At 56.7% G+C, this 22391-nt stretch carries 18 protein-coding genes and 4 pseudogenes; 12 read left to right on the top strand and 10 right to left on the bottom strand.

What is annotated here, in order from left to right:
* Positions 1 to 99: 99 nt before the first annotated feature.
* Complete coding sequence (locus tag B195_RS10470; protein WP_003444693.1) at positions 100 to 930, bottom strand: p-hydroxycinnamoyl CoA hydratase/lyase; 831 nt, start codon at positions 928 to 930, stop codon at positions 100 to 102.
* 214 nt (positions 931 to 1144) lie between these two features.
* On the opposite strand from B195_RS10470, the gene B195_RS10465 reads away from it, so the two are divergent.
* Positions 1145 to 1630: a MarR family winged helix-turn-helix transcriptional regulator gene (locus B195_RS10465; RefSeq protein ID WP_003444695.1), complete on the top strand. Its 486-nt coding sequence runs from the start codon at positions 1145 to 1147 to the stop codon at positions 1628 to 1630.
* A 59-nt stretch (positions 1631 to 1689) separates the two neighbouring features.
* Here B195_RS10465 and B195_RS10460 read toward each other — a convergent pair whose 3' ends face one another.
* Complete coding sequence (locus tag B195_RS10460; RefSeq protein ID WP_191985170.1) at positions 1690 to 3012, bottom strand: OprD family porin; 1323 nt, start codon at positions 3010 to 3012, stop codon at positions 1690 to 1692.
* Positions 3013 to 3341: 329 nt separating this feature from the next.
* On the opposite strand from B195_RS10460, the gene mhpT reads away from it, so the two are divergent.
* The 3 genes and pseudogenes from mhpT to B195_RS10445 all read left to right on the top strand — a co-directional run bounded on the left by mhpT (position 3342) and on the right by B195_RS10445 (position 5491).
* Positions 3342 to 4559: a 3-(3-hydroxy-phenyl)propionate transporter MhpT gene (gene mhpT, locus B195_RS10455; RefSeq protein ID WP_003444699.1), complete on the top strand. Its 1218-nt coding sequence runs from the start codon at positions 3342 to 3344 to the stop codon at positions 4557 to 4559.
* Between the two features lie 83 nt (positions 4560 to 4642).
* Positions 4643 to 4919: pseudogene (locus B195_RS10450) on the top strand (integrase core domain-containing protein); the annotation flags it as partial.
* A 110-nt stretch (positions 4920 to 5029) separates the two neighbouring features.
* Entirely contained in the window at positions 5030 to 5491 is a 462-nt protein-coding gene (locus B195_RS10445; RefSeq protein ID WP_003444700.1) for a hypothetical protein, read from the top strand.
* Positions 5492 to 5970: 479 nt separating this feature from the next.
* Here the strand turns inward: B195_RS10445 and B195_RS10440 are convergent, their stop codons facing one another.
* Both B195_RS10440 and B195_RS10435 read right to left on the bottom strand, forming a co-directional pair.
* Positions 5971 to 6387, bottom strand: a complete 417-nt coding sequence (locus B195_RS10440; RefSeq protein WP_003444702.1) for an Ivy family c-type lysozyme inhibitor — start codon at positions 6385 to 6387, stop codon at positions 5971 to 5973.
* 200 nt (positions 6388 to 6587) lie between these two features.
* Positions 6588 to 6749, bottom strand: a pseudogene (locus B195_RS10435) (site-specific integrase); the annotation flags it as partial.
* A gap of 214 nt (positions 6750 to 6963) precedes the next feature.
* On the opposite strand from B195_RS10435, the gene B195_RS10430 reads away from it, so the two are divergent.
* On the top strand, positions 6964 to 7470 hold the full coding sequence (locus B195_RS10430; RefSeq protein WP_238143960.1) for a GNAT family N-acetyltransferase: 507 nt from the start codon (positions 6964 to 6966) through the stop codon (positions 7468 to 7470).
* Between the two features lie 553 nt (positions 7471 to 8023).
* Entirely contained in the window at positions 8024 to 8278 is a 255-nt protein-coding gene (locus B195_RS10425) for a hypothetical protein (protein ID WP_003444708.1), read from the top strand.
* Positions 8279 to 8295: 17 nt separating this feature from the next.
* Here B195_RS10425 and B195_RS10420 read toward each other — a convergent pair.
* Positions 8296 to 8718: pseudogene (locus B195_RS10420) on the bottom strand (phage baseplate assembly protein V).
* A gap of 60 nt (positions 8719 to 8778) precedes the next feature.
* Positions 8779 to 8994, bottom strand: a pseudogene (locus B195_RS10415) (integrase); the annotation flags it as partial.
* Between the two features lie 81 nt (positions 8995 to 9075).
* On the opposite strand from B195_RS10415, the gene dusA reads away from it, so the two are divergent.
* Positions 9076 to 10086 carry a tRNA dihydrouridine(20/20a) synthase DusA gene (dusA, locus tag B195_RS10410; RefSeq protein ID WP_003444712.1) on the top strand — a complete coding sequence of 337 codons (1011 nt, stop codon included), beginning with the start codon at positions 9076 to 9078 and terminating at the stop codon, positions 10084 to 10086.
* 67 nt (positions 10087 to 10153) lie between these two features.
* Here dusA and rssC read toward each other — a convergent pair whose 3' ends face one another.
* From rssC to B195_RS10395, 3 genes are all read right to left on the bottom strand, one after another.
* Complete coding sequence (rssC, locus tag B195_RS10405) at positions 10154 to 10636, bottom strand: anti-sigma factor antagonist RssC (RefSeq protein WP_003444714.1); 483 nt, start codon at positions 10634 to 10636, stop codon at positions 10154 to 10156.
* Complete coding sequence (rssB, locus tag B195_RS10400) at positions 10633 to 11817, bottom strand: two-component system response regulator RssB (RefSeq protein WP_003444715.1); 1185 nt, start codon at positions 11815 to 11817, stop codon at positions 10633 to 10635. The genes rssC and rssB overlap by 4 nt, the downstream gene beginning before the upstream one ends.
* Positions 11818 to 12161: 344 nt before the next feature.
* Complete coding sequence (locus B195_RS10395) at positions 12162 to 12851, bottom strand: VacJ family lipoprotein (protein ID WP_003444717.1); 690 nt, start codon at positions 12849 to 12851, stop codon at positions 12162 to 12164.
* Positions 12852 to 13164: 313 nt separating this feature from the next.
* Between B195_RS10395 and B195_RS10390 the strand changes: the two genes are divergently transcribed.
* Positions 13165 to 13428: a DUF4404 family protein gene (locus tag B195_RS10390; RefSeq protein ID WP_003444719.1), complete on the top strand. Its 264-nt coding sequence runs from the start codon at positions 13165 to 13167 to the stop codon at positions 13426 to 13428.
* Positions 13429 to 13500: 72 nt separating this feature from the next.
* Here B195_RS10390 and B195_RS10385 read toward each other — a convergent pair whose 3' ends face one another.
* The gene (locus B195_RS10385) at positions 13501 to 18357 is read right to left on the bottom strand and encodes an NAD-glutamate dehydrogenase (protein WP_003444722.1); all 4857 of its coding nucleotides are present in this window, start codon (positions 18355 to 18357) and stop codon (positions 13501 to 13503) included.
* 514 nt (positions 18358 to 18871) lie between these two features.
* Between B195_RS10385 and B195_RS10380 the strand changes: the two genes are divergently transcribed.
* From B195_RS10380 to B195_RS10365, 4 genes are all read left to right on the top strand, one after another.
* Positions 18872 to 19234: a hypothetical protein gene (locus B195_RS10380; protein WP_003444723.1), complete on the top strand. Its 363-nt coding sequence runs from the start codon at positions 18872 to 18874 to the stop codon at positions 19232 to 19234.
* A gap of 50 nt (positions 19235 to 19284) precedes the next feature.
* A complete protein-coding gene (locus tag B195_RS10375; protein WP_003444724.1) occupies positions 19285 to 20034 on the top strand; it encodes an amidohydrolase in 750 nt (249 codons plus the stop codon).
* 32 nt (positions 20035 to 20066) lie between these two features.
* The gene (locus tag B195_RS10370) at positions 20067 to 21242 is read left to right on the top strand and encodes an MFS transporter (RefSeq protein WP_003444725.1); all 1176 of its coding nucleotides are present in this window, start codon (positions 20067 to 20069) and stop codon (positions 21240 to 21242) included.
* 187 nt (positions 21243 to 21429) lie between these two features.
* Positions 21430 to 22389, top strand: a complete 960-nt coding sequence (locus B195_RS10365; protein WP_003444726.1) for a MoxR family ATPase — start codon at positions 21430 to 21432, stop codon at positions 22387 to 22389.
* The last annotated feature ends 2 nt before the right edge of the window (positions 22390 to 22391 follow it).

The raw sequence follows: 22391 nt of genomic DNA, 5'->3' as shown, positions 1-22391 counted from the left end.
CTTTATTGTCTTTATCGGGAATGCATTTGAGCGATCTAGACCCAGCACCCGGGCGCTACCGCCAGCAGCGGGATGCGCCCGGTAACTCGCCGCCGTGTCTCAGCGTTTGTAGGTTTGCAGCCCAGGCTTGATGCTCTTGTCGTCGAGGAATTGTTTCATGCCCTGCTCACGGCCGCCTTCGGTGTCGAGCAGACGTGACTGATCGAGCTTGGCGTAGAGGTAATCTTCGTTCTGTTCCCACGTCAGTTCGCGACAGCGTTTGAAGCCATGCTTGGCCGCACGCAGAACCACCGGGTTTTTCTCCAGCAGGTTACGCGCCAGCTCTACCGTGACTTCACGCAGTTGCGCCAGGGGCACGCTTTCGTTGACCAGCCCCATCTCGGCGGCTTTCTGCCCACCAAAGGTCTTGCCGGTCATGATGTAGTACAGCGATTGACGATGGCCCACGGTGTCGGCCATGGCTTTGCTCACCAGGTTGCCCGGCGGGATGCCCCAGTTGATTTCCGAAAGGCCGAAGGTCGCTTCGTCGGCGCAGATCGCCAGGTCGCAGGCCACCAACGGACTGAAGCCACCACCAAAGCACCAGCCGTTGACCATGGCAATGGTCGGCTTGGCGTACATGCGCAGCAGTTTCCATTGCCATTGCGACGCTTCGCGACGGATTTTTTCCTGAAGTATCTCCGGGCCGGCGTCCACTTCGCGGAAGTACTCCTTGAGGTCCATGCCCGCAGTCCAGGCCTCGCCGGCGCCGGTCAGCACCAGCACGCCAGCGGCCGGGTCCTGTTCCAGGGTTTCCAGCACATCGATCATTTCCCGGTTCAGGGTCGGGCTCATCGCGTTGCGTTTTTCAGGGCGATTGAGGATGACCCAGGCAATGCCCTCCTCAATCTCGACTTTGACCGTTGTCCAGCGACCTTCGTAGTTGCTCATGATGATGCACTCTTGTTCTTGGCTTGAAGATAGCTAGAAATTAAAGCAGCAATTTAGTTATGTCAATTAACCATTAATAAAATTAACCATTTTTCTATCCCGCTGAAAGAACCTGCCGTAGCACCTTAAAACAACATTGACCATAGCTATCACTGGCCAACCCCGGCAAAATAGATAGCCTTGTTAACCTCCACTTTTTCAGGACTCACCCGCAATGGCCAAGCCTTCACCCCCCGCAGCCCCAAGCGAGTCCCTGCCGCCGCCCCAGATGCAAACCGCACTGGACTCGGCACTGGACGACCTGATCGGCTACGCCATGCGCCGCGCCCAGCTGAAATTATTCCAGAACCTGATTGGTCGCCTTTCGGCCCATGACCTGCGACCCGCGCAATTCTCGGCCCTGGCGATCATCGACCAGAACCCCGGATTGATGCAGGCCGACCTGGCTCGGGCACTGGCCATCGAGCCGCCCCAGGTGGTGCCCCTGCTCAACAAACTGGAAAGTCGCGCGCTGGCGGTACGGGTGCGCTGCAAACCGGACAAACGCTCTTACGGGATCTTCCTCAGCAAGACCGGCGAGACCCTGCTCAAGGAACTCAAGCAGATCGCCGTGCAAAGCGACCTTGACGCCACCGCGGCGCTCGATGGCGAGGAACGCGAAGAGCTGCTGCGCTTGTTGAAGAAGGTCTATCAGGACTGAACACAGACGCCGGCACGCCGCAAATGGGCGGCCGGCGGAAAATGCTGAGGGACTCGGGGTTACCAGATCTGCAAGGTATAGACCACCAGAAACCGGGTCTGGTTTTCATCGCGAAATGCCGCGCCGCCCGGGAAGTCATTGCGATAGATCGACTTGCGCGCCAACAGCCCGACGTCTTTCAGCGGGCCGCTCTGCACCACATAGCCCAGCTCCATCTGGAACTCGCGCTCTTTGCGGTCTTCAGCGTTGAAGGCTGCCAGCTCGATATTGTCGCCGCGCACATAACGCAACCGCCCCTTCAGACCGGGCACCCCGGAGGCCACGAAGTCATAGTCATAGATGGCTTGCCAGGTGCGCTCCTTGGCACTGAGAAAGTCTGAACTCATGGTCAGTTCGCTCATGCCCATCAACTCTGTGCCGCTGATATAAGGGGTTGCCGTGTCTCCACTGGAATGCATGTAACCCACGCCCAGGCGATGCCCGCCGAAACGGTAGCTGAATAGTGCCGAGAGGTTGCGGTTGTCCACTGCGCCGGCCTTGGCACTGCCAGCTTCGCGGCTGAAAAAACTGCGCAGGTCGCTGGTGAGCACACCGTCACCCAGCGGCAGGTTATGCAGCAGCGCCAGGGTGTCCTGTTGGTACAGGTCGGCCACCTCGGCATGGTAAGCACGCAGACTGAGATCCTGGTTGACCTGGTAATCGCCTCCCAGGTAGGCCATGTGTGAAGTGGTGGCGGCGCCGTTGAAACGCCCGTTCGGCGAGGCGATGGTCATGGCCTGATAGTCCGTGGAATCGCGCTTGTTGATGCGATCGATGTAGCCAGTGTTCAGGGTCAGGCCGTCGATGTCTCTGGAACTGATGGTGCTGCCGCGAAAGGTTTGGGGTAGCAGTCGCGAGGGGCTGGCAAAGGCGAACGGCAGGAAAATCGACACATCCCCGGATTTCAGTGTGGTTTTGGCAAATCGCAATTTGGCCGTCGGTGCCAGGCGCGAGTAATCATCCGCCGCACGCTTGTCGCCGGCCGACACCGGCAACAGTTCGGTGCCGCTGCGATCCGGCGCGGAATCGAGCTTGACGCCCAATAGCCCCCGGACGTCCAGTCCAAAACCCAGCGGGCCCTCGGTAAACCCCGACTCCATATTCATGATGAAACCCTGAGCCCACTCCTTGGCAGCGGTCTTGGCCCCGCCATCCTGGTATTCACGGTCCAGGTAGTAATTGCGCAGGGTCAAGATGCCATGGGCGTCGTCAATAAAGCCCTCGGCCCGAAGCTGGGTGGGCACAACGCTCAAGCCTAGCAGCATCAGCAATAACCTTGGGTAGATGCTGGACACACAAGCGGCTGACGCCGCCGCAACGGCGTTCGTAGGGATTTTTGGCATGTTCGATGTCCATTTTTTATTGTTGTTTTTGCTACCGGTGCGCGCAGTACAACCGGATTCGCGGACAGAGAATGGAAACAGTCGAAGGCAATCGTCAATCACCAGTGACCGATAATCGAACATTAATATTATTATCTATTTCTCTGGCACATATGAAACTAGACGCTTAGTTGTTGTTTTATAAGGTTTATTTTTGATTTTTTGCGTTACCAAGGGCCAGCTTCATTTTTTAGTTATATTTGTTATCTTAATCGCAGCCGCCCTCTTCAGCGTGCCCACCACGACGGGACGGCTCGACTCCACAATAAAAACAACAATGAGGTTCACCCATGGACACTCCATCACGTCATTCGACGCTGACAATCGCTTTGTGCTTCATCGTTGCGCTGATCGAGGGTTTCGATCTGCAAGCCGCCGGCACTGCTGCCGCCGGGCTGCGTCAGAGTTTTGCCCTGGACCCGAAAATGCTGGGGTGGGTGTTCAGCGCCGGGATCCTCGGCCTGTTGCCCGGGGCATTTTTTGGCGGCTGGATCGCCGATCGCATCGGGCGCAAGAAAATCCTCATCACTGCCGTGCTGCTGTTTGGCCTGTTTTCCCTGTGCACAGCCTATGTGGAGAGCTACTCCAGCCTGTTGCTGGTGCGCTTCATGACCGGCCTGGGCCTGGGCGCCGCCCTGCCTAACCTGATCGCCCTGTGCGCCGAGGCCGTGAGTGAACGCAATCGCGGCACCGCCATCAGCTTCATGTACTGCGGCGTGCCTTTGGGCGGGGCACTTGCGGCGGCGGTGGCAATGTTCTCCAGTGAGCACTGGCAAACCACCTTTATCATCGGCGGCCTGGCGCCCTTGTTGGTCGTGCCGCTGATGGCCCTGCTGCTGCCCGAATCCACTGCCTTCCGCAAACAACACTCAGCAACGGACAACCTGCGACCATCCACTACCCAGGCACTGTTCGGTGAAGGCCGCGCACGCAACACCCTGGCCTTGTGGCTGAGCTACTTCTTCACCCTGACTGTGATGTACATGCTGCTCAACTGGCTGCCGTCATTACTGCTGGAACAAGGCTTCAGCAAATCTCAGGCGGGCATGGTGCAGATGCTGTTCAACATTGGCGGCGCCCTCGGTTCGCTGCTCGGTGGCCTGCTGCTGGATCGTTGCAACAAATTCAAAGTGGTGCTGTTCGTGTATGCCGGGTTACTGGTGGCGCTGGCCGGGGTCGGCTTGTCGATCGGTATCGTACCCATGTCGATTGCCGGGTTTGCCGCCGGGCTGTTTGTCATGGCTGCTCAACTGGTGCTGTACGCCCTGGCGCCACAGTCCTACCCGACCGCAGTGCGCGCCACCGGCGTCGGCGCGGCAGTGGCAATCGGTCGCCTGGGCTCAGTGGCGGGCCCCCTGGCCGCCGGGCAGATCCTTGCCGCCGGAGCCGGCACCAGTGGCGTGCTACTGGCAACCTCACCCGGGCTGGTGATCGCTGCCCTGTCGATCCTCACCGTGATCGCCCGCTCCCGATCGAGCGACAAAGCACAGGTGAAGGCAGCCTGCTGAAGCTGATCGAAAGCAGCCCTTCCGGGGGCCTGCTTTCAAACGCTAAAAATCGATACTAAAAAAGGCTACCGCGCTCTTGAGCAAGTCGCCACTTTTGCCAGCACCTTTGGCGGTGCCGCATCAGCCAGAGCATGAGTCGCAGGGGCAATTGCTAAGACAACTCGCCGATGGAGCGAGTATTTCGTAGCTTGAAAACCGAGTGGATACCTCCAGTAGGTCATATGTCGGTTCAGCAGGCTCAACGGGGCATCAGCCATTACTTGATGCATCGCTACAACTGGATACGGCCTCATCAATTCAATGGCGGGCTAACGCCCGCGGAGGCCGAGAAAAACTAAAGTCGTGCCCGGAGTTAGTTGACCACTGCACCTGTCAAAATCCCCATGTCGCTCCCTTAAATATTTGGCGGGTCTTTAGCATCAGCAACGCTGTCATGGCAGAATGCCCCGCCAACAATAACGGAGCCTGTGATGAGAACCTTCGCAATAGCTGCACTAGTACTTCTTCTTACAGGGTGCGTGTCAAAAATCGTTGAGTACACTCCGTCCAGGATCAGCCCGGAACAGGCGCGTTCGGTAATTGAGCAGGTACTTATGGAGCAACCTCTCAAGACCAGACCGGAGCAGGTCGTGTTTACTGATGAGTACATTGGTTATGGCAGCGGCATACTCTCGACCACCAGCGGCTTTGCCAGCGCAGTCCCTCTGGGTGGCGGAGCGATAGCCGCAGGCAATTCAAGAACATCATCAAAAGCCGTTCAGACTCGTATTTACTACAACTCAATCGGCAGCGTGGCCCTCTACTCGAAACGCGGTCGATGGGTTGTGCAAACCCGGAGTACTGGCGGGAACGTCATGAACAGCTCACTTGTAGATACGCAGAAGAAAGCTGAGCGTTTCGTGGATGCGATGATTTCTCTGAAGCGCGGATAGAAGTGACCAAAAACCATAAGTCGCTCAAAACCAATAATGGGGACATTGGTTAATACCAGCGCAACGGTATAAACCGCTACGTTTTGCGTATCACTGTCGAAGACGGGTTAGTTACCCCATGGGATTCAAAGTCTCGCTAAACAATTGCCCGATCCATTACCTGCAAGCTCAAGCACCGGGGTCGTACCAATATGGGCGTGGATAATGCGGCAGCCGGCGGCAGTGCTGCGGCAAGCTCGCAATCGGCGCCAAGGCCTTTGAACGGATCATCGCCGTCCACAGCATCCACTACCCAAAGCGAGCTAAAGCAGCACTACATGCACCGCATAGCCCGCGTCCAGCAATGCAAACGACAAACATTGCCCGCCAGCAGAAGTAAAGAAAGGATAGGTCATGGCCAAGTCAGTAAAGAAGTCGCCAATTAAGCCGCCTAGAAGCTCATGCCAGTATTAGAACACCGCCAAATCTTGCTCCACGGGTTAGTCTTCTGGATTGTTATCAGAGAAGGATTTGTTCAGAAGTCCCTCGATCACGCTGTCAGGGTTGCCCAGCAGCTGTTTGTTGAAGGCCTTCCCATCCTCTGAACGCGTAGCGAGAAGCCCCCAGGACTTTGTTCCATCGGCACTAAAAACAACACTGAGCTGATTGTCTGCACAGTCGTGTGGCTTGCACATATGCCCCACGGTGAAGCTTTTTCCTTCAGCCGAAACCTTCTCAACCGGCGACGCGACGCCCTGAGCTTTGCTGACCCAGCTCGGAAAGCTAAGCATCTCGGCATAGGCTTTTTTGTACGGACTCTTGCTGGCTAACTCGGGCAGATACTGCTCCGCTGAAGCTCCAGCCGCGATCAACATCATGCAAGATCCAGTCAGGATTGAGAGGCGTGTTTTTTTCATTTCAATAACTCCCTGTAAGCAACTTGGTGAGCGCATCACGCGATGCGGAACTCAATACGTCGGACTCAGCCTCGCCTGAGAAGTTTCGATAATCCGCCGCAGCAAACATTCTAGATCAGAGAGGTTGATCACGGCCGAGGAATAATCCGTGCTGCGTGTTCATAACCCGGCAGCAAAATGTTTACCTCGTCCAGCCAAACTGACATTTCAGTTTTGACACCTTTGATCCAGGCCTGCGCGGTCGCCTTGCGGTAGAACGTCTGGCTTTCCTGATAAACTGTCACACCCTTTTGCATGATGCGGATCTGCGCGGTGTAACCCTTCGATCCATCCCTGCGCTTGCGAACGGTGACAGTGCCCATGATTTTGCTGCGCGAAGGTTTTAAAACTCAGAGCACCTGTAAACATTATCTGGCTCCAATCTAATCCCTGTATAAATTTTGTACCACCATCCCATCCTTGAACGACCATTCGCGAAAGAAAGACCGTTTACATAAGCGGCAGCGAACGACCAAAAATAGGCACCCAGTTGTACTTATGGAACTCGAGGTGGTTCATTCCTGATTTTTATCAGGTATGACAGACTCTTCTTTTTTGCGGACGCTTTGTGAGAAAACCATGGAGATTCGACGGTTCAGAATCGGGGATGAGATTGCGTTGTTCGACGTCTTTTACTCTGCCATTCATGAAGTCGCGTCACGCGATTACACTCGCGATCAAGTCGAGGCCTGGGCTCCTGCTGATCTTGATCAGACGCTATGGGCGGAGCATCTTCGAAATCTCCGCCCATTCGTGGCTGAAGTAGACGGGAAAATTGTGGGCTATGCCGATATTCAACCGAACGGTTACATCGACCATTTTTTTGTGTCGGGTACTCATCCTCGGCAAGGAATAGGCACTTTACTCATGAACCGTATCCATGAAGAAGCCAGGTTGCTTGGCATTGACGAACTGACTTCAGATGTCAGCAAGACGGCTGAAAGGTTCTTTGAATTGTACGGTTTTCATGTCGTGCGCCGAGGATTTCCGATCCGTCGGGGCATAACACTTCAGAATGCACTGATGCAGAAAAACCTAAAATGAGGCTCATTAATGCCTCGGGTGGACCAGCTGCCACTTCGGGTAGGTTGCTGCCAATCACGCGAAATCCTCAGCCTTGTCAGTGATGGATGGTACGAGGCGATTCACTGCACGGGGATGCAGCCTTACAGATGCAGTATCACTACCCCACATCACCTAAAGCATAAGCACCAGGCATGCCTAGCTACGACTTCATTCACCGGGAAACTTGTATCGAAAAAGGATAATTAATATACGATTCTCTGCAGGCTAATCGAGCAAGACGACAACCAAAAATAACTTCCAACCTCTCACAATCAACATCGACTTCTTTAATAACTACGATAACAGTGAAAAAAACAGCACTCGAAAAATGACGCCAGCTCAGACTTTACATTTTTAGTCGGGCGGGGTTGATTGGCTAGCCATTGTTTTTTCCAGGCAAAAAAAATACCCGCGCCTGGCGGGTTAGTTGAGTTGAAAGCTATCGCTGTAGTAATGCTGCCCATCTATTGAGCTGCCCTTTCCTGTCGGGCACACTCCGTAGTCCTCATTACCCGATAACAGGAGTTTACGGATGCCATTTCCACAGACGGAACATAATGCTTTGCTGGCCCTAAAAGGCGTAGGACCGACCGTTATCGCTCGCCTAGAGCAGATGGGCATTGACTCGCTTAATTTACTCAGCAAGGCGAGTGTCGACGACATCCTGGCTCAGGCATCAGCAGCAGTTGGATCGACTTGCTGGAAGAACAGTCCCCAAGCCCGGGCAGCTATTACCACTGCTGTTAGATTTGCCAAGGACTATCATGCGAACACAGTTGATTCATAAAGCTGACTCGAACTCCCTCAATGCTTGTGGTTAGCCGTGTTGCCACTGGTGTCGATAATTGCTCCGCCACCGTTGATATCCCCCGTGACGCGCAGCCCGCGGTTGATCATCACTTCGCCGTAAATGGTCACATCATCGAGCGCGATCGCCCCGGACGTCACCGCCACAGCGCTATCCGTAACGGTCGCCGACGACCTTGATATCCACCAGGCCAGTCGGCAGCACAATACTGTAACTGTGAGCCAGCCAGTAGTAAGTCAACGACCCTCCATCGTCGAACAGCCAGCGCTCGACGTGATCCCGGTTATCCGGGGCGGGCCCGGCATCGCCAAACAAGCCCGGCACACCGGCGGCCGGGCAGTCAGGTCCAGGGCGACTACATAGCACTCCTTGACCATGCCCGCGATCATGCGGTCGTGCTCGGAAAGGACGTGGCTCATGGGCCAACCTCACCGCCCACGCTGAACACCAGCAAGCCGGGTTTTTCGTCGGGCCAGTGCCATTTCCTTAACCATGGCGCCTACACGGTTTGCCCGCTCGATCGCGCCGGGTTGATCCGGCGCGGCTTCACGCTTGCCAACCCATGCCTGGGCGGCCTGTTTTCGGGCGAAGGTCTGGCTCTCTTGGTAGACTTGCGCCCCTTCACGAATCAGGCGTATCGGTGCCGTGTTACTAATGCTGCCGTCGGTGAGTTTGCCTGCTCTGATAGTGGCCATGGTCAACTGGTACAATTCGAAATCGGGTTGGTACTTTGTACCACTCACCCCCTAAAACACGCCTAAAACACGTAGAGCAAAATGGTACAGAATTCAGCTACACCCCACGTAAATACAGGCTCTGCGGTGTCCAGACGCTTTAGCGTGGCCCCTATGATGGACTGGACCGATCGTCATTGCCGTTTCTTCCTGCGCCTGCTATCGAAAAACACCCTGCTCTACACCGAGATGGTGACCACTGGCGCGCTGCTTAACGGTGATGCCGAGCGCTTTTTACGTCACGACGAGGCTGAGCATCCGCTGGCCCTGCAGTTGGGTGGCAGTGTTCCCGCCGATCTGGCAGGCTGCGCGCGCATGGCCCAGGCCGCCGGGTATGACGAGGTGAATCTGAATGTCGGCTGCCCGAGTGATCGGGTGCAGAACAATATGATTGGCGCATGCCTGATGGCTCATCCGGCGCTGGTTGCCGATTGTGTGAAGGCCATGCGTGACAGCGTTTCCATTCCGGTCACGGTCAAGCACCGCATTGGTATTAACGGACGCGATAGTTACGAGCAGCTGTGTGACTTTGTTGGCACCGTTAAGGATGCGGGTTGTACCAGTTTTACCGTGCATGCGCGTATTGCGATTCTTGAAGGGCTGTCGCCGAAAGAAAATCGCGATATTCCACCTTTGCGTTATGACGTTGCCGCGCAGCTGAAAGCTGATTTCCCTGAGCTGGAGATTATTCTCAACGGCGGGATCAAGACGCTTGAACAATGCCAGGAGCATTTGCAGGTGTTTGACGGGGTGATGCTAGGGCGTGAGGCTTATCACAACCCGTATATTCTGGCTGAAGTCGATCAGCAGCTTTTTGGCAGTACCGAACCGGTGATTTCACGGGCCCAGGCCCTGGCGCTGTTGCGCCCTTATATCGCGGCGCACATTGCTGCGGGCGGGGCAATGCACCATATCACCCGGCATATCCTGGGGCTGGGCCAGGGCTTTCCCGGTGCGCGGCGCTTCCGTCAGTTACTGTCAGTGGACATCCACAAGGCCAAGGACCCACTGGCCTTGCTGGATCAAGCCGCAGAGCTGCTGGAAGGCCGCTGAATCGCAGGCAATTAAAAAGGGCCGTCCTGTACAGGACGGCCCTTTTTTATCGGTTGCCACTCAAGGGTCAGTGACGCTCGAGTGCATTCACCAGATCATGGAACGCTTCACGGTTGGAGTCGTTGAGCCCCATCAGAATTTTGTGGGCTTCAAGCACTTTGATCCGGACCACTTCTTCAGACTGGTCCTGGGATGGCAGGTCTGTCAGGCACTCAGGGCACGGAATTGGCTTGCCGATGATGTTGAACACCTGATCGAAGCCCATTGACTGCAGAAGTCGCGTGATGTCTTCGTGGGTGGTGACAACTGTCGGCAACAGACCGATTTTCTGGCGTGACAAAATCGACAGTTTCGCCAGCAAACCCAGGGTGGTGCTGTCGATGCTGCGGGTTTCGGTGAGGTCAATGACGATGGCGTTGAAATTCAGCGCCGTGAAAATCCTCTCGATTGTCGCATCCAGTGCCGAACACAGTGTCAGGCGCACTTCACCCACAAATTTCAGGACAAATGTACCGTCCTGTTCGGCGAACTGAATTCTACCGGTACTCATTTAAGATTCCTGCTTAACACCAACAAGGCGATATCATCCGGCATCTCCCCGAGCGTAGCTAATCCAAACTCTTGGCGCAGGCCATCCAGGCTGCCGCCAGCTGCTTTTACCAGTTGTGGCAAAGCTGCCTCTTTCTCTTTGAGCGTCTGCTCGGTCAAAAGGTCCAAAATTCCGTCCGACATCAGTGTAAGACTGAAAGCTTCCGGCAACTTCAGAACATGATCTTCATAGGTCGCTTCGTTAAACAGGCCAACCGGCAGCCCTCGCCCTTCCAGGTAGCCCACGCTGTCAGGCGTGTAAAGCACCGGCAATGGCAGGTGGCCGCCAATGCTGTAAGTCAGCACGCCGGTTTCTTCATCAATGACTCCGCCGACCATGGTCACGTGTTTGCCCAGCTTGCAGTTGATCAGGCCGCGGTTGATGTGCCCAAGCACTTCTGAAGGCTTGAACTCGGGCAGAGTCCCGTTGCGTTTGGACTCGAACAGCAAGCGCGTGGTCATGAACTTGAGCAGCACGGTTACAAACGCGGATGACGCACCGTGACCGGAAACGTCAGCCAGATAGAAGGCTACCCGTCGCTCATCGACCCTGAAGTAATCCACGAAATCGCCGGACAAATACAGGGAAGGAATAATTTGATGAGCAAAGTTGAAATCATCAATGGACCAGGGGCTGATGGGCAGCATGTTCATCTGCACCTGGCGCCCGGCATTCTGGTCTTCCTGCAAAAGATGCAGACTGGCTTCGAGCTCGCGGTTGGCCGACTCCAGCTTGTCGCGGTAGCGCTGGTTTTCCACCAGCAGCCGCGCGCGATCCAGCGCCCGATGTACTGAGTGCTCCAGAACGGCCAGATCTTCAAGCGGCTTGATCAGGTAGTCGGCAGCACCCAAGCGCAGCGCCTCGACCACATCGCTCATCACGCCCGCACCGGAAATCACGATCACCGGGGTTTGCGACGAGCGCTGCGCTACCTGCCGTATCAGCTCCAGGCCACTCATTTGGGGCATGCGCAAGTCACAGATCACTAAGTCTGGCTGCTCTTGCTCGAACACCTGAAGACCCTGCATGCCATTGCTGGCCTGGAGGACGCTGAAGCCGCTGTCTTCCAAGTAGGCTGCCAAACTGGCGCGTACTACTTCGTCGTCATCAATGATCAGCAGCGTGGCACTGGTTTTTTGCATGTGGGCAAATGGCGCCAGAATTGGGTTGGCGTAGGAGCTCGAACGGGTCGGGCTCAACGACTGAATTGGCTTATGAACATCCCTGATTCAAATCGATGGTGTTGCTCGATCCTACAAAGGTGCCCGTGTAAGGCGCAGACGGTACTCCCATCCGCGGGGGGTTTCAAGCTCAGGCCGATGGTGGCCGCAGGTCTTCGTCAAGTTAAATTCCTGCGGGTTATAAGAACCTCGTGAACGGCAACTAAAACCAAGGTTCGAGCCCCGCCAAAAGTAACCTTCACCCCACCCCGACAATGCAAAAAACGGCCCTCAGGGCCGTTTTTTTTGCAGCAACAGCGCAAGAATCAAAAGTCGTCTTCAACCTGCCCGTCTTTGATCTTGAACTCGCGGTTCTGCAGATACGCATTGCGGATAAAGACGTACCTGTCACCCGTAATGAGCTTTTCAGCAGACAGCAAGCTGGCGCGGGTATCAATAACATCCATGCCGATTGCCATGTTACGGGCCGGGATATCATTCATGTAACGGTACGGTTCGGCGAAGGTGTCCGGATAAATGGCGACTGCATCACGCACGGTGCTCGGACCCAGTACCGGCAACATCACGTAAGGACCACTAGGTACACCCCAGTACCCCAGGGTTTGCCCGAAGTCTTCAGCGTTGCGCTGCAGGCCCATTTTGGTGCCGACATCGAAGAAACCGGCCACACCGAGGGTGGTATTCATCAACAGACGGGCCGTGTCTACACCCGCAGCCTGGGGCTTGGCTTGCAATACATCGTTGGCCAGGTTGCGCACGTCGCCAATATTTCGATACATGTTATGGATGCCATCCTCCAGAAATTGCGGAGTGATGAACTGGTAGCCCTGGGCAAGGGGCTTCAAGGCATAGGTATCGAGCTTTTCGTTGAATTTGAAAATGACCCGGTTAACTCCTTCCCACGGGTCATCTTCGGTGGCGGCGTTGGCGGTGAATGGGACCATCGCAACACCGGCACAGACACATATTTGAGCAAGACGATCGGTCCAGCGCATAGCAAAGCTCCTAAAAAATACATAATACTTGGGCGCTACGCCCTGGGTCAGGCGCAGAGTATAACGGTAATTGGATTTTCGGCGCCCAAAGAAACACCTGCAACAGACTGACCCATGCAGCAGTCGTTCCGAAAATAATTACATTTGTTATAAGTTTCCGCATCTCGCCCCTCTCTGCCGGCAAAAGCCGCTATAGGGATTTTGATAGAGATCATGCATGCTTGGCCCGAGTGGATTAATCTAGAGGCCCGCTTACAGACCTTTTGTTCACGGCGAAGGTCTATACAGAGCCTATCAATAAAGGATGAATGCTATGCCTGCCGGCGATCTGCAAAAACAACTCGACTCCCTGCGCGAGCAACTTGATAAAAACCCGCCACTTTCCCTTGACGAGCGGGACGACCTCAACAAACTCGCCGAACAGATCGATGCCCAGATCAAAGTCGAAAACGCAACTCAGGACACCAGCCTGGTCGACAACGTTAATCTGGCGGTAGAACGCTTTGAGGTCGAGCACCCTACCCTTGCTGGCACCTTGCGCAATATCGTACAAACCCTGGGTAATATCGGGATCTGATTTCCCGTTACACCCCGGACACAAAAAAGCCCCGACTCAATCGAGTCGGGGCTTTTTTTATTTCTCAGGCTGTCAGAGCCCTGATTGACCACTCAACGCCAGGTCGAGCAGCTCACGGTTGGCTACCGCATACATTGCGTAGTCATTGCCGGTGGCGGCACGCAGATCCACCAGCATCGAGCGCCAGCGCTCAACCATCGAGTTGTTCTGCTCAAGCCACAATGCCAGACGCGCTTCGATTTCAGTCGGGGCATCAGCCATTTGCAGTACCGAGACGGTAATTGCACGCTGCTGCCAGTCGATATCATCACGGAACGCTTCACGGGCCAGCGCCTGCCAGTTGTTCTCTACCGGCAGGTTGCTGATTTGCTGCAGGTACCAGGTCAGATCCAGCGCACTGCCGACGGCGAAGTACGCCTTGGCCACATCCGCAGCATTCTGGCCGGTCACATCCGAAGCCTCGATGATCGGCAGCAAGGTGTACAGGTGCGTAGTACCAGCCACCATCCGCGCCAGCAACTCCGGTACACCGGCTGCGACGTAAGCCTGGTAGCGGGTCTGCCAGCCCTCGCGGGTTGCACCTTCCAGCAGTTCGTCGAGCTTGAGCCCCAGCGCCGCCAGATGCGGGCCGAAATGCGCCACGTCACGTGCCGCATCCAGTTCGTTGCGACGACTGCGCAGGAACCAGCGGGTGGCACGACGACCCAGACGCATCAACTCGTCCATCAGCGCCAGCTGGATTTCGGCCGGAACCTGGTAATCCAGGGCTTCGATCTGACGGAACCAGTGCGGGAGATGGAAGATGTCGCGCACGATCACATAAGCACCCGCCACATTGGCAGCACTCATGCCGGTCGACTCTTTCAGCCGCTCGACAAAGGTAATGCCCATGTGGTTGACCAGATCGTTGGCGATCTGGGTGCTGACGATTTCACGCTTGAGGCGGTGACGACGCATGGCAGCGGCAAACTTGCTGACCAGCATCGGCGGGAACGCGGTTTCCATGTCACGGGTCAGGTAGTCGTCATCCGGGACCTGGGAGTTGAGCAAGGCTTCCTTGAGGTCGATCTTGCTGTACGAGATCAACACCGACAGCTCGGCACGGGTCAGGCCATGGCCCGCCGCTACGCGCTCGTTGAGTTGCTCTTCGGACGGCAGGAACTCAATGGCACGGTCCAGCTTGCCACGGGCTTCCAGATCGCTCATCAGACGCTTGTATTCAGCAATGCGCTCATATGCACGGCGCGCCGCCAAAGAAATGGCCTGGGTCTGCTTGTAGTTGTTGCCCAACACCAGGCCGCCGACTTCATCAGTCATGCTGCCCAGCAGCTGATTACGCTGCTTCTCGGTCATATCGCCAGCCTGCACCACTTCGTTGAGCAGGATCTTGATATTCACTTCGTGGTCAGAGCAGTCCACACCACCGGCGTTGTCGATGAAGTCGGTATTGGAACCGCCGCCATTGAGGTTGAATTCGACACGGCCCAACTGGGTCATGCCCAGGTTGCCGCCCTCGCCCACAACCTTGCAGCGCAACTCGTTGCCGTTTACCCGCAACGCGTCGTTGGCCTTGTCGCCTACATCGGCGTGGCTTTCGCTGCTGGCTTTGACATAGGTACCGATACCGCCGTTCCACAACAGATCTACCGGCGCCTTGAGCAAGGCATTCAGCAGTTCGGTCGGGGTCAGCTTGTCGGCGGTAATTGCGAAACGCTCTTTCATCTCAGGGGAGATGGCGATGCTTTTCGCACTGCGCGAGAAGATCCCGCCGCCTGCCGACATGATGCTGGTGTCGTAATCCGACCAGGCCGAACGCGGCAGGTCGAACAGGCGCTGACGCTCGACGAAGCTATTGGCCGGCTCCGGGTTCGGATCGATGAAAATGTGCAGGTGGTTGAATGCCGCGACCAGTTGCAGCTTGTCGGACATCAACAGGCCGTTGCCGAACACGTCGCCGGCCATGTCACCGACGCCAACCACGCTGATGCTGTCTTGCTGAACGTTGATGCCACGCTCTTTAAAGTGGCGCTGCACGCCCACCCAGGCGCCTTTGGCGGTAATGCCCATTTTTTTATGGTCATAACCGGCCGAACCGCCCGAAGCAAACGCATCACCCAGCCAGAAGCCGTAATCAATGGCAATGCCGTTGGCAATGTCGGAGAAGGTCGCGGTCCCTTTGTCGGCTGCTACCACCAGGTACGGGTCATCGTCATCGTGACGAACCACGTTCAATGGCGGTACCAACGCGCCGTCCTTGAGGTTGTCAGTGATGTCCAGCAGACCGGAAATGAAGATCCGGTAGCAGGCAATCGCCTCGGCCTGGATTTCGTCGCGACCGCCGCCCAGTGGCAGGCGACGTGGCACGAAACCGCCCTTGGCGCCCACCGGCACAATGACCGAGTTCTTCACCTGTTGAGCCTTTACCAGGCCCAGTACTTCGGTACGGAAGTCTTCTTCACGGTCGGACCAGCGCAAGCCACCGCGAGCAACGTTGCCGAAACGCAGGTGAACCCCTTCAACCCGTGGCGAGTAGACGAAAATTTCAAACTTCGGCACCGGCTTTGGCAGCTCGGGAATCAGGTGCGGATTGAACTTGAAGCTGAAGTACGAACGGTTCTGGCCATTGGCATCCGGCTGGTAGAAGTTGGTCCGCAGGGTTGCTTTGATCAGGTCCAGATAGCGACGCAGGATGCGGTCTTCGTTGAGTACCTGAACGTCATCCAGCGCAGTCAGGATCGCTTGTTCCAGACGCAGCTGCTTGTCATCCAGATCTTCTGCGGTCAGCTTGCGCGCCAGATAGAAGCGGGTTTTGAACAACCGGGTCAACTCGCGGGCGATGTCGGTATGGTTGTTCAGGGTGCTGGCGATATAGCCAAGGTCGAAGCCCAGGCGAATCTGCTTCAGGTAGCGGGCGTAAGCACGCAGCAATGCCACATCACGCCACGGCAAACCTGCGGTCAGTACCAGGCGGTTGAAGGCATCGTTCTCGGCGTCACCCTTGACGATATGCACGAATGCATCCTGCAGAGTGTCGTTGAGTTGCTGGATATCCAGATTCAGGCCTTCGCCCGCGGTGAAGGCAAAATCATGGATCCAGAACTCACGGCCATTGGCATGCCGCAGGCGGTACGGGAACTCGCCCAGTACGCGCAAGCCCAGGTTCTCCAGGATCGGCAACACATCAGACAACGCCAGTGGCGTATCTGCGTGATACAGCTTGCAATGCAGTTCCTGGCCGGCGCTTTGACCCAACGGCTGGTAGAAGCTCATCACCAGCGGGTTTTTCTCGCTCAGGCTCATCAGGTGCTGCATGTCGACCACGGCCGAGTGCGCGGCAAAGCGCTCGCGGTAGCCGGCCGGGAAGCCTTTCGGGAAGTCCGACAGCACCTTGGTGCCATTGGCTTCGCCGAAGCTTTCAACCACCAGGCTTGCGTAATCGTCCTGCCAGCTGCGGCAAGCCTGGACCACTTCTTTTTCCAGCATCAGCGGGTCGATATCGATCCGGTTTTTTGGATCGACCCGCAGGATCAGTTGCACGCGGGCCAGTACCGACTCGGAGAAGAAGGTCCAGAACTCGCAGTCCGAAGCTTGCAGGCGCTCCATCAGCACTTGCTGGATTTTCTGCCGCACTTCGGTGGAGTACACGTCCCGTGGCACATAGGCCAGGCAGTAGCAGAAACGGCCATACGGGTCTTTGCGCAGGAACACGCGAATCTTGTTGCGCTCCTGGATTTGTACAATCGACATCACCGTGGTGAACAGCTCGTCGACCGGGGTCTGGAACAGATCGTCACGGGGCAGGACTTCCACCACCTGAGCCAGTTCCTTGCCCAGGTGAGCCTTGGGCTGGAAGCCGGAACGGCGTTCGATCTCGGCAACCTTGCGCCGGATATAAGGAATCACCCGCACGCTCTCGCCGTATACCGACGAGGTATACAGGCCCATGAAGCGGCATTCCTTGATCACCTTGCCGTCGGCATCGATTTGACGAATCGAGACATAGTCAGGGTAAGCCGGGCGATGTACGCGACTTGGGTGCGCAGCCTTGGCAAACGACAGCAGGGTCGGCTCGCGCAGGTAGCTGACGGCGTAATCTTCGATGCGCAGGTCTTCGGCAGTCAGGCCGGCCCGCAGCAGCTTGGTCAGACCGAGGAACGACTGCGGGTCATATTCGATATGACCGCCATCCGCCTCGTCACGTACCACAAACTCTTCATAGCCCAGGAAAGTGAAGTGGTTGCCCACCAGCCACTCCAGGAAGCTCTTGATTTCGGCTTTCTCGTCGGCATCGACGACGTACTGGCAGCTGTCGATACCTGCCAGCAACTCCTGGACCTTGTCTTTCATTGGCTCGAAATCAGCCACGGCGACGCGCACTTCACCCAGAACCTGTTCCAGTTCCTTGCTCAGCACATTCAATTCAGCGGCATTGGAGCAGCGATCGATTTCCAGGTACATCAGCGACTCTTGCGAGACGCCTTCGCCACTGGTGCCCTTGGGCAGAATTTCCAGCAACTCGCCTTTGCTGCCGCGGCGAACGCTCAACACCGTGGTCTGCAGGGTGTGGATGCTGTAACCGCGGCGGTTCAGCTCGGTACGTACCGAATCCACCAGAAACGGCAAATCGTGATGCAGTACTTCTACGGCGGTGTGGGTCGACTGCCAGCCATGGCGCTCGTAATCAGGGTTATAGACCCGCACTTGCGGCTGCGCCGGATCGAAGCGTTCCAGCAGACGCCAGGCCGACAGCGTACAGCCGGCCAGGTCGGACATTCGACGTTGCGTGAGTTCGTCCAGGGAAATGATGCCGAAGAATTGCTCGGCAAACAGGGCTACTTGTGGCAATGCCTGTTCACTGATGTGCTGGGCCAGAGCTGCTTGCAGTTGATGCTGGAAGTCGGCTTTGCTGGCTGCGGTGAAGAACGCCATCTGTGGTACTCCGCTTGGGCTTGTTATTGAGAGAAGCGTCGCGTGCTGTTCCCGCGTGGGGAGCTGCCAATACTGTGCAAGGGCATATCTTGGCAGTTTACCTTGAAAGCACAGCATGACAGGGTGGTGAAGCTGGCCGCGACCCAGGGGTCACATTCACGTTCCAGGATGGGTATCTGCAAAAACGACTGCCGGTTGAACAGGCTGTGTTTTTAAAGATAGCTATCACCCGCGAAGCTTAACGATTGAGCCGCCCGGGCTGCTTGCGATGCGGCGACATATTCGGTCATTGGGACGCAACCTTGCGGCCTGATAATGAACAACCCTAGCATTCCAATGGGAAAAACATTCCGAAAAGCACCTTTAAATCCTTTGCCAGTCACAAAAATGACTCGTACAACGCAATCCGGACTCTTCGACACATTTTCAATCAGGCCAGCATAAATCTGTGCAGGCTGGCAAAATCAACTTTTATTCAGCCGATACATGCGCCCGCAGCGCCAGGATTCCCCCCATGCAAATCACCACCCCGCTCCTCATGGCCAACCCGTGCGACGACGAAGAAGACAACATGGCCATGCTGTGTTGCCACAGCGAACAGGGCGAAATGTTCCTGATGACCCGGTATCCGGACGAAGACGAACTGGAAATCACCTTCGGCGACGTTGACGGACCTTCGGTTCTGGAAGGGGTAAAAGCCACCCTGAGCCCTACCCGCCTGCTGATTGAAATCAGTCCGTCTGACGCTGACGCCCTCAATGGCGACGATCATATCGAGATCCTTCACAGCGCAGACCCAAGCGAGCTGGCCGAAATCGAACAAACCCTGCACAACATCCTCAAAGGCACCGGCACCTACGTCAGCGAACTGGGCTGAACCACCTGACCACAACAACTGCTTACCCCTGAAACGCAGGTAATGCCGCCATGCGCCCGATCTTCGATGCTCACTGCCATATCATCGACAGCGCCTATCCGCTGATCCCGAACAACGGCTATATGCCCGAGTTTTTCAGTGTCGATGATTACCAGGAACGTACCCGCCCCCTGGGCATCGTCGGCGGGGCCGTGGTCTCGGGATCTTTTCAGGGTTTCGATCAGACTTACCTGATCGCTGCACTGAACCGCCTGGGCCCGGGCTTCGTGGGGGTAACGCAACTGCCCGCCAGCGTCACCGATACCCAGTTGCAAACCCTGGACCGGCATGGTGTTCGCGCCTTGCGCTTCAATCTCAAGCGCGGCGGTTCCGAGCAACTGGACCAGCTCGAATCCCTGGCCAAAAGGGTGCATGACTGCGTGGGCTGGCATTCGGAGTTGTATATCGACTCGCGGGAACTGCCAGCCATTGAAACCCGGCTGCTGCGCTTGCCAGCCCTGAGCATCGATCACCTGGGGCTGAGCCATGAAGGCTTGCCCAGCCTGCTGCGCCTGGCCGGATACGGGGTTCGGGTCAAAGCCTGCGGTTTTGGCCGGGTAGATTTCGCGCTGCCCGGCGTACTGCAACAGATTCACAGCGCCAACCCCCATGCACTGATGTTTGGCAGCGACTTGCCGTCGACCCGCGCGCCCCGCCCCTTTGCAGACAGCGACATCGTCCTGTTGAGCGATGCCCTGGGTGAGGACGGCGCCGCGCGGGCCCTGTGGCACAACGCCCGGGAGTTTTATCGCTTGAGCTAAACAGGGTGTTTAGCCACTGACACGAGAACAGCATGCGTAAGGATTACCTGGCTTTTTTCATTTCGCTGTTTGTGTCGCGGCTTGCCGACCAGATCCTGTTATTTATCGTGCCGCTGATTGTGTTCCAGACCACCAATAGCGTGTCGTGGGCCGGACTGGCATTTTTTGTCGAGTCTTTGCCGCGCTATCTGGCGTTCCCGGTCTGCGGGGCACTCTGTGACAAATACCCCCCGGTACGCATCCTGCACATCAGCCAGGTCTATCGCGCGGTTGCCTGCGTCATCGCCGTAGGGCTTTACGCACTGTTCGACGGGATTCACTGGGTGGTCATCCTGTCAGCACTATGCGGGGTACTGACCACCCAGGGCGTCATGGCCCGGGAGGTGCTGATGCCGCACATCTTCAAGCACTACACCTACGGCAAAACCCTGTCCTACTCGCAGATCGCCGATCAGAGCGGGTTGGTCCTGGGGCCGCTGGTAGCTGCATTGCTGCTCGAAATCTGGGCCTGGCACTGGGTGGTCATGGCCGTAGCCGGACTCTTTGTCCTGGCCGATCTGGCGATGCTGTTCTGGCAACGCAATACCAGGGTCAACCTGCCAACCTTCGAACAACACCAAGACCTCTGGCTACAGCCATTGCGCATCGCCTTCAGGCATATCCGCCAATTGGCAGAGTTGCAAAAAATCATCGTCCTGGCAGTGGGCGTCAATTTGCTGATCGGTGTCACCCTGGCCACCTCCGCGGCCATGGTCATCGGCCAATATGCGGCCGGCAAGCAGATCTATGCCGGCTTACAGGCCGCAGGCGCGCTGACGACCATTGCCATTCTGTTTTACCTGGCGCGCTCGACCCTGTCATTGAAAGTGCTGGGCAGCCTGTCCTACTCCATGATCGCGTGTGGCGCGCTGATCACCGCCCTGAGCCCGAATATCTGGGCCTACACCCTGGGCTTCTTGCTGATTACCGGCTTTGACAAGATGTTCAACATCTACTTTCGCAGTGTTCGCCAGAAAGTCATCCCGCCACAGGATTTTGGCAAAACCGTGGGAGTGGTCAGTTTGCTCAACAACCTGTCCCAACCCTTGGCCGGACTACTGATTGCCCTGCTGGCAGGTCCCTTGGGCACCCAGACGGTCATCCTGTGGCTGACAGGCTTGACCGCCTTGATTGGCGTCACCCTGGTGACACTGGCCAGACGCCGGTAATGGCGAGGCGCAGATGAGCACTGTTCTCAACAACTCCCTGGATTTCGGATTTTTCCTTAAATATCGGATTTTTCCTTAAAAAGCTCCCCCTGCGATTAGTCCGCGACCCCTCCAATGGATTAAAGTAACGGCCCCAGCCCCGGCGTAACTCTTGCGCCGTCGGTGTCCTTTTCAGGAACAGTCAACGATGGAACATCGTGAAGCGCTGCTTGCGCTGCGAACCTTTCTCTCAACGCAGATTCTCGGTCAGGAAAAACTCATCGACCGCCTGCTGATCGCGCTGCTGGCTGACGGCCACATGCTGGTCGAGGGTGCGCCCGGCCTTGCAAAAACCAAGGCCATCAAAGAATTGGCGGAAGGGATTGAAGCGCAGTTCCATCGAATTCAGTTCACCCCCGACCTGCTCCCCGCCGACATCACCGGGACTGAAATCTATCGTCCGGAGACCGGCAGTTTCGTCTTCCAGCAAGGGCCGATTTTCCACAATCTGGTGCTGGCGGATGAAATCAATCGCGCGCCGGCCAAGGTTCAGTCGGCATTGCTCGAAGCCATGGCCGAGCGCCAGGTCAGTGTCGGGCGCAGCACCTACGAACTGTCGCCGCTGTTTCTGGTGATGGCCACGCAAAACCCGATCGAGCAGGAAGGCACCTATCCGTTGCCCGAAGCCCAGCTCGACCGCTTCCTGATGCACGTCAAAATCGGCTTCCCCGATGCGGCTGTAGAACGGCGCATCCTGCAGCAGGCCCGCGGCGAAGCGCTCAACGGTGAAACCAAACCCGAGCGCCGGGTCAGCCAGCAAGCCATTTTTGCTGCACGCAAGGAAATCCTCGGCCTGTACATGGCCGATGCAGTAGAGGAATACCTGGTGCAACTGGTCATGGCCACCCGTACTCCGGGCAAGTTCGACCCGGAAATGGCCGACTGGATCGCCTATGGCGCAAGCCCCCGCGGCTCGATTGCCCTGGACCGCTGTGCCCGGGCGCATGCCTGGCTGGCCGGACGCGACTTCGTCAGCCCCGAAGACATTCAGGCCGTGCTGTTTGACGTTCTGCGTCACCGGATCATTTTGTCATTCGAAGCTGAAGCCGCCGGTATCGACCAGGACCGTGTGGTGCAGCGCATCCTTGACGTCGTTGCCGTCGCCTGACC

Origin of the sequence: Pseudomonas sp. Lz4W, assembly GCF_000346225.2 — a bacterium.
GTDB lineage: Bacteria > Pseudomonadota > Gammaproteobacteria > Pseudomonadales > Pseudomonadaceae > Aquipseudomonas > Aquipseudomonas paraversuta.
The sequence above is the reverse complement of the archived record's forward strand: the minus strand, read 5'-3'. Positions and strand labels throughout refer to the sequence as shown.

Coding starts and splice junctions, on each gene's coding strand:
- B195_RS10470 (WP_003444693.1), bottom strand. CDS start 930: ATGAGCAACTACGAAGGTCGCTGGACAACGGTCAAAGTCGAGATTGAG.
- B195_RS10465 (WP_003444695.1), top strand. CDS start 1,145: ATGGCCAAGCCTTCACCCCCCGCAGCCCCAAGCGAGTCCCTGCCGCCG.
- B195_RS10460 (WP_191985170.1), bottom strand. CDS start 3,012: ATGCCAAAAATCCCTACGAACGCCGTTGCGGCGGCGTCAGCCGCTTGT.
- mhpT (WP_003444699.1), top strand. CDS start 3,342: ATGGACACTCCATCACGTCATTCGACGCTGACAATCGCTTTGTGCTTC.
- B195_RS10445 (WP_003444700.1), top strand. CDS start 5,030: ATGAGAACCTTCGCAATAGCTGCACTAGTACTTCTTCTTACAGGGTGC.
- B195_RS10440 (WP_003444702.1), bottom strand. CDS start 6,387: ATGAAAAAAACACGCCTCTCAATCCTGACTGGATCTTGCATGATGTTG.
- B195_RS10430 (WP_238143960.1), top strand. CDS start 6,964: ATGACAGACTCTTCTTTTTTGCGGACGCTTTGTGAGAAAACCATGGAG.
- B195_RS10425 (WP_003444708.1), top strand. CDS start 8,024: ATGCCATTTCCACAGACGGAACATAATGCTTTGCTGGCCCTAAAAGGC.
- dusA (WP_003444712.1), top strand. CDS start 9,076: ATGGTACAGAATTCAGCTACACCCCACGTAAATACAGGCTCTGCGGTG.
- rssC (WP_003444714.1), bottom strand. CDS start 10,636: ATGAGTACCGGTAGAATTCAGTTCGCCGAACAGGACGGTACATTTGTC.
- rssB (WP_003444715.1), bottom strand. CDS start 11,817: ATGCAAAAAACCAGTGCCACGCTGCTGATCATTGATGACGACGAAGTA.
- B195_RS10395 (WP_003444717.1), bottom strand. CDS start 12,851: ATGCGCTGGACCGATCGTCTTGCTCAAATATGTGTCTGTGCCGGTGTT.
- B195_RS10390 (WP_003444719.1), top strand. CDS start 13,165: ATGCCTGCCGGCGATCTGCAAAAACAACTCGACTCCCTGCGCGAGCAA.
- B195_RS10385 (WP_003444722.1), bottom strand. CDS start 18,357: ATGGCGTTCTTCACCGCAGCCAGCAAAGCCGACTTCCAGCATCAACTG.
- B195_RS10380 (WP_003444723.1), top strand. CDS start 18,872: ATGCAAATCACCACCCCGCTCCTCATGGCCAACCCGTGCGACGACGAA.
- B195_RS10375 (WP_003444724.1), top strand. CDS start 19,285: ATGCGCCCGATCTTCGATGCTCACTGCCATATCATCGACAGCGCCTAT.
- B195_RS10370 (WP_003444725.1), top strand. CDS start 20,067: ATGCGTAAGGATTACCTGGCTTTTTTCATTTCGCTGTTTGTGTCGCGG.
- B195_RS10365 (WP_003444726.1), top strand. CDS start 21,430: ATGGAACATCGTGAAGCGCTGCTTGCGCTGCGAACCTTTCTCTCAACG.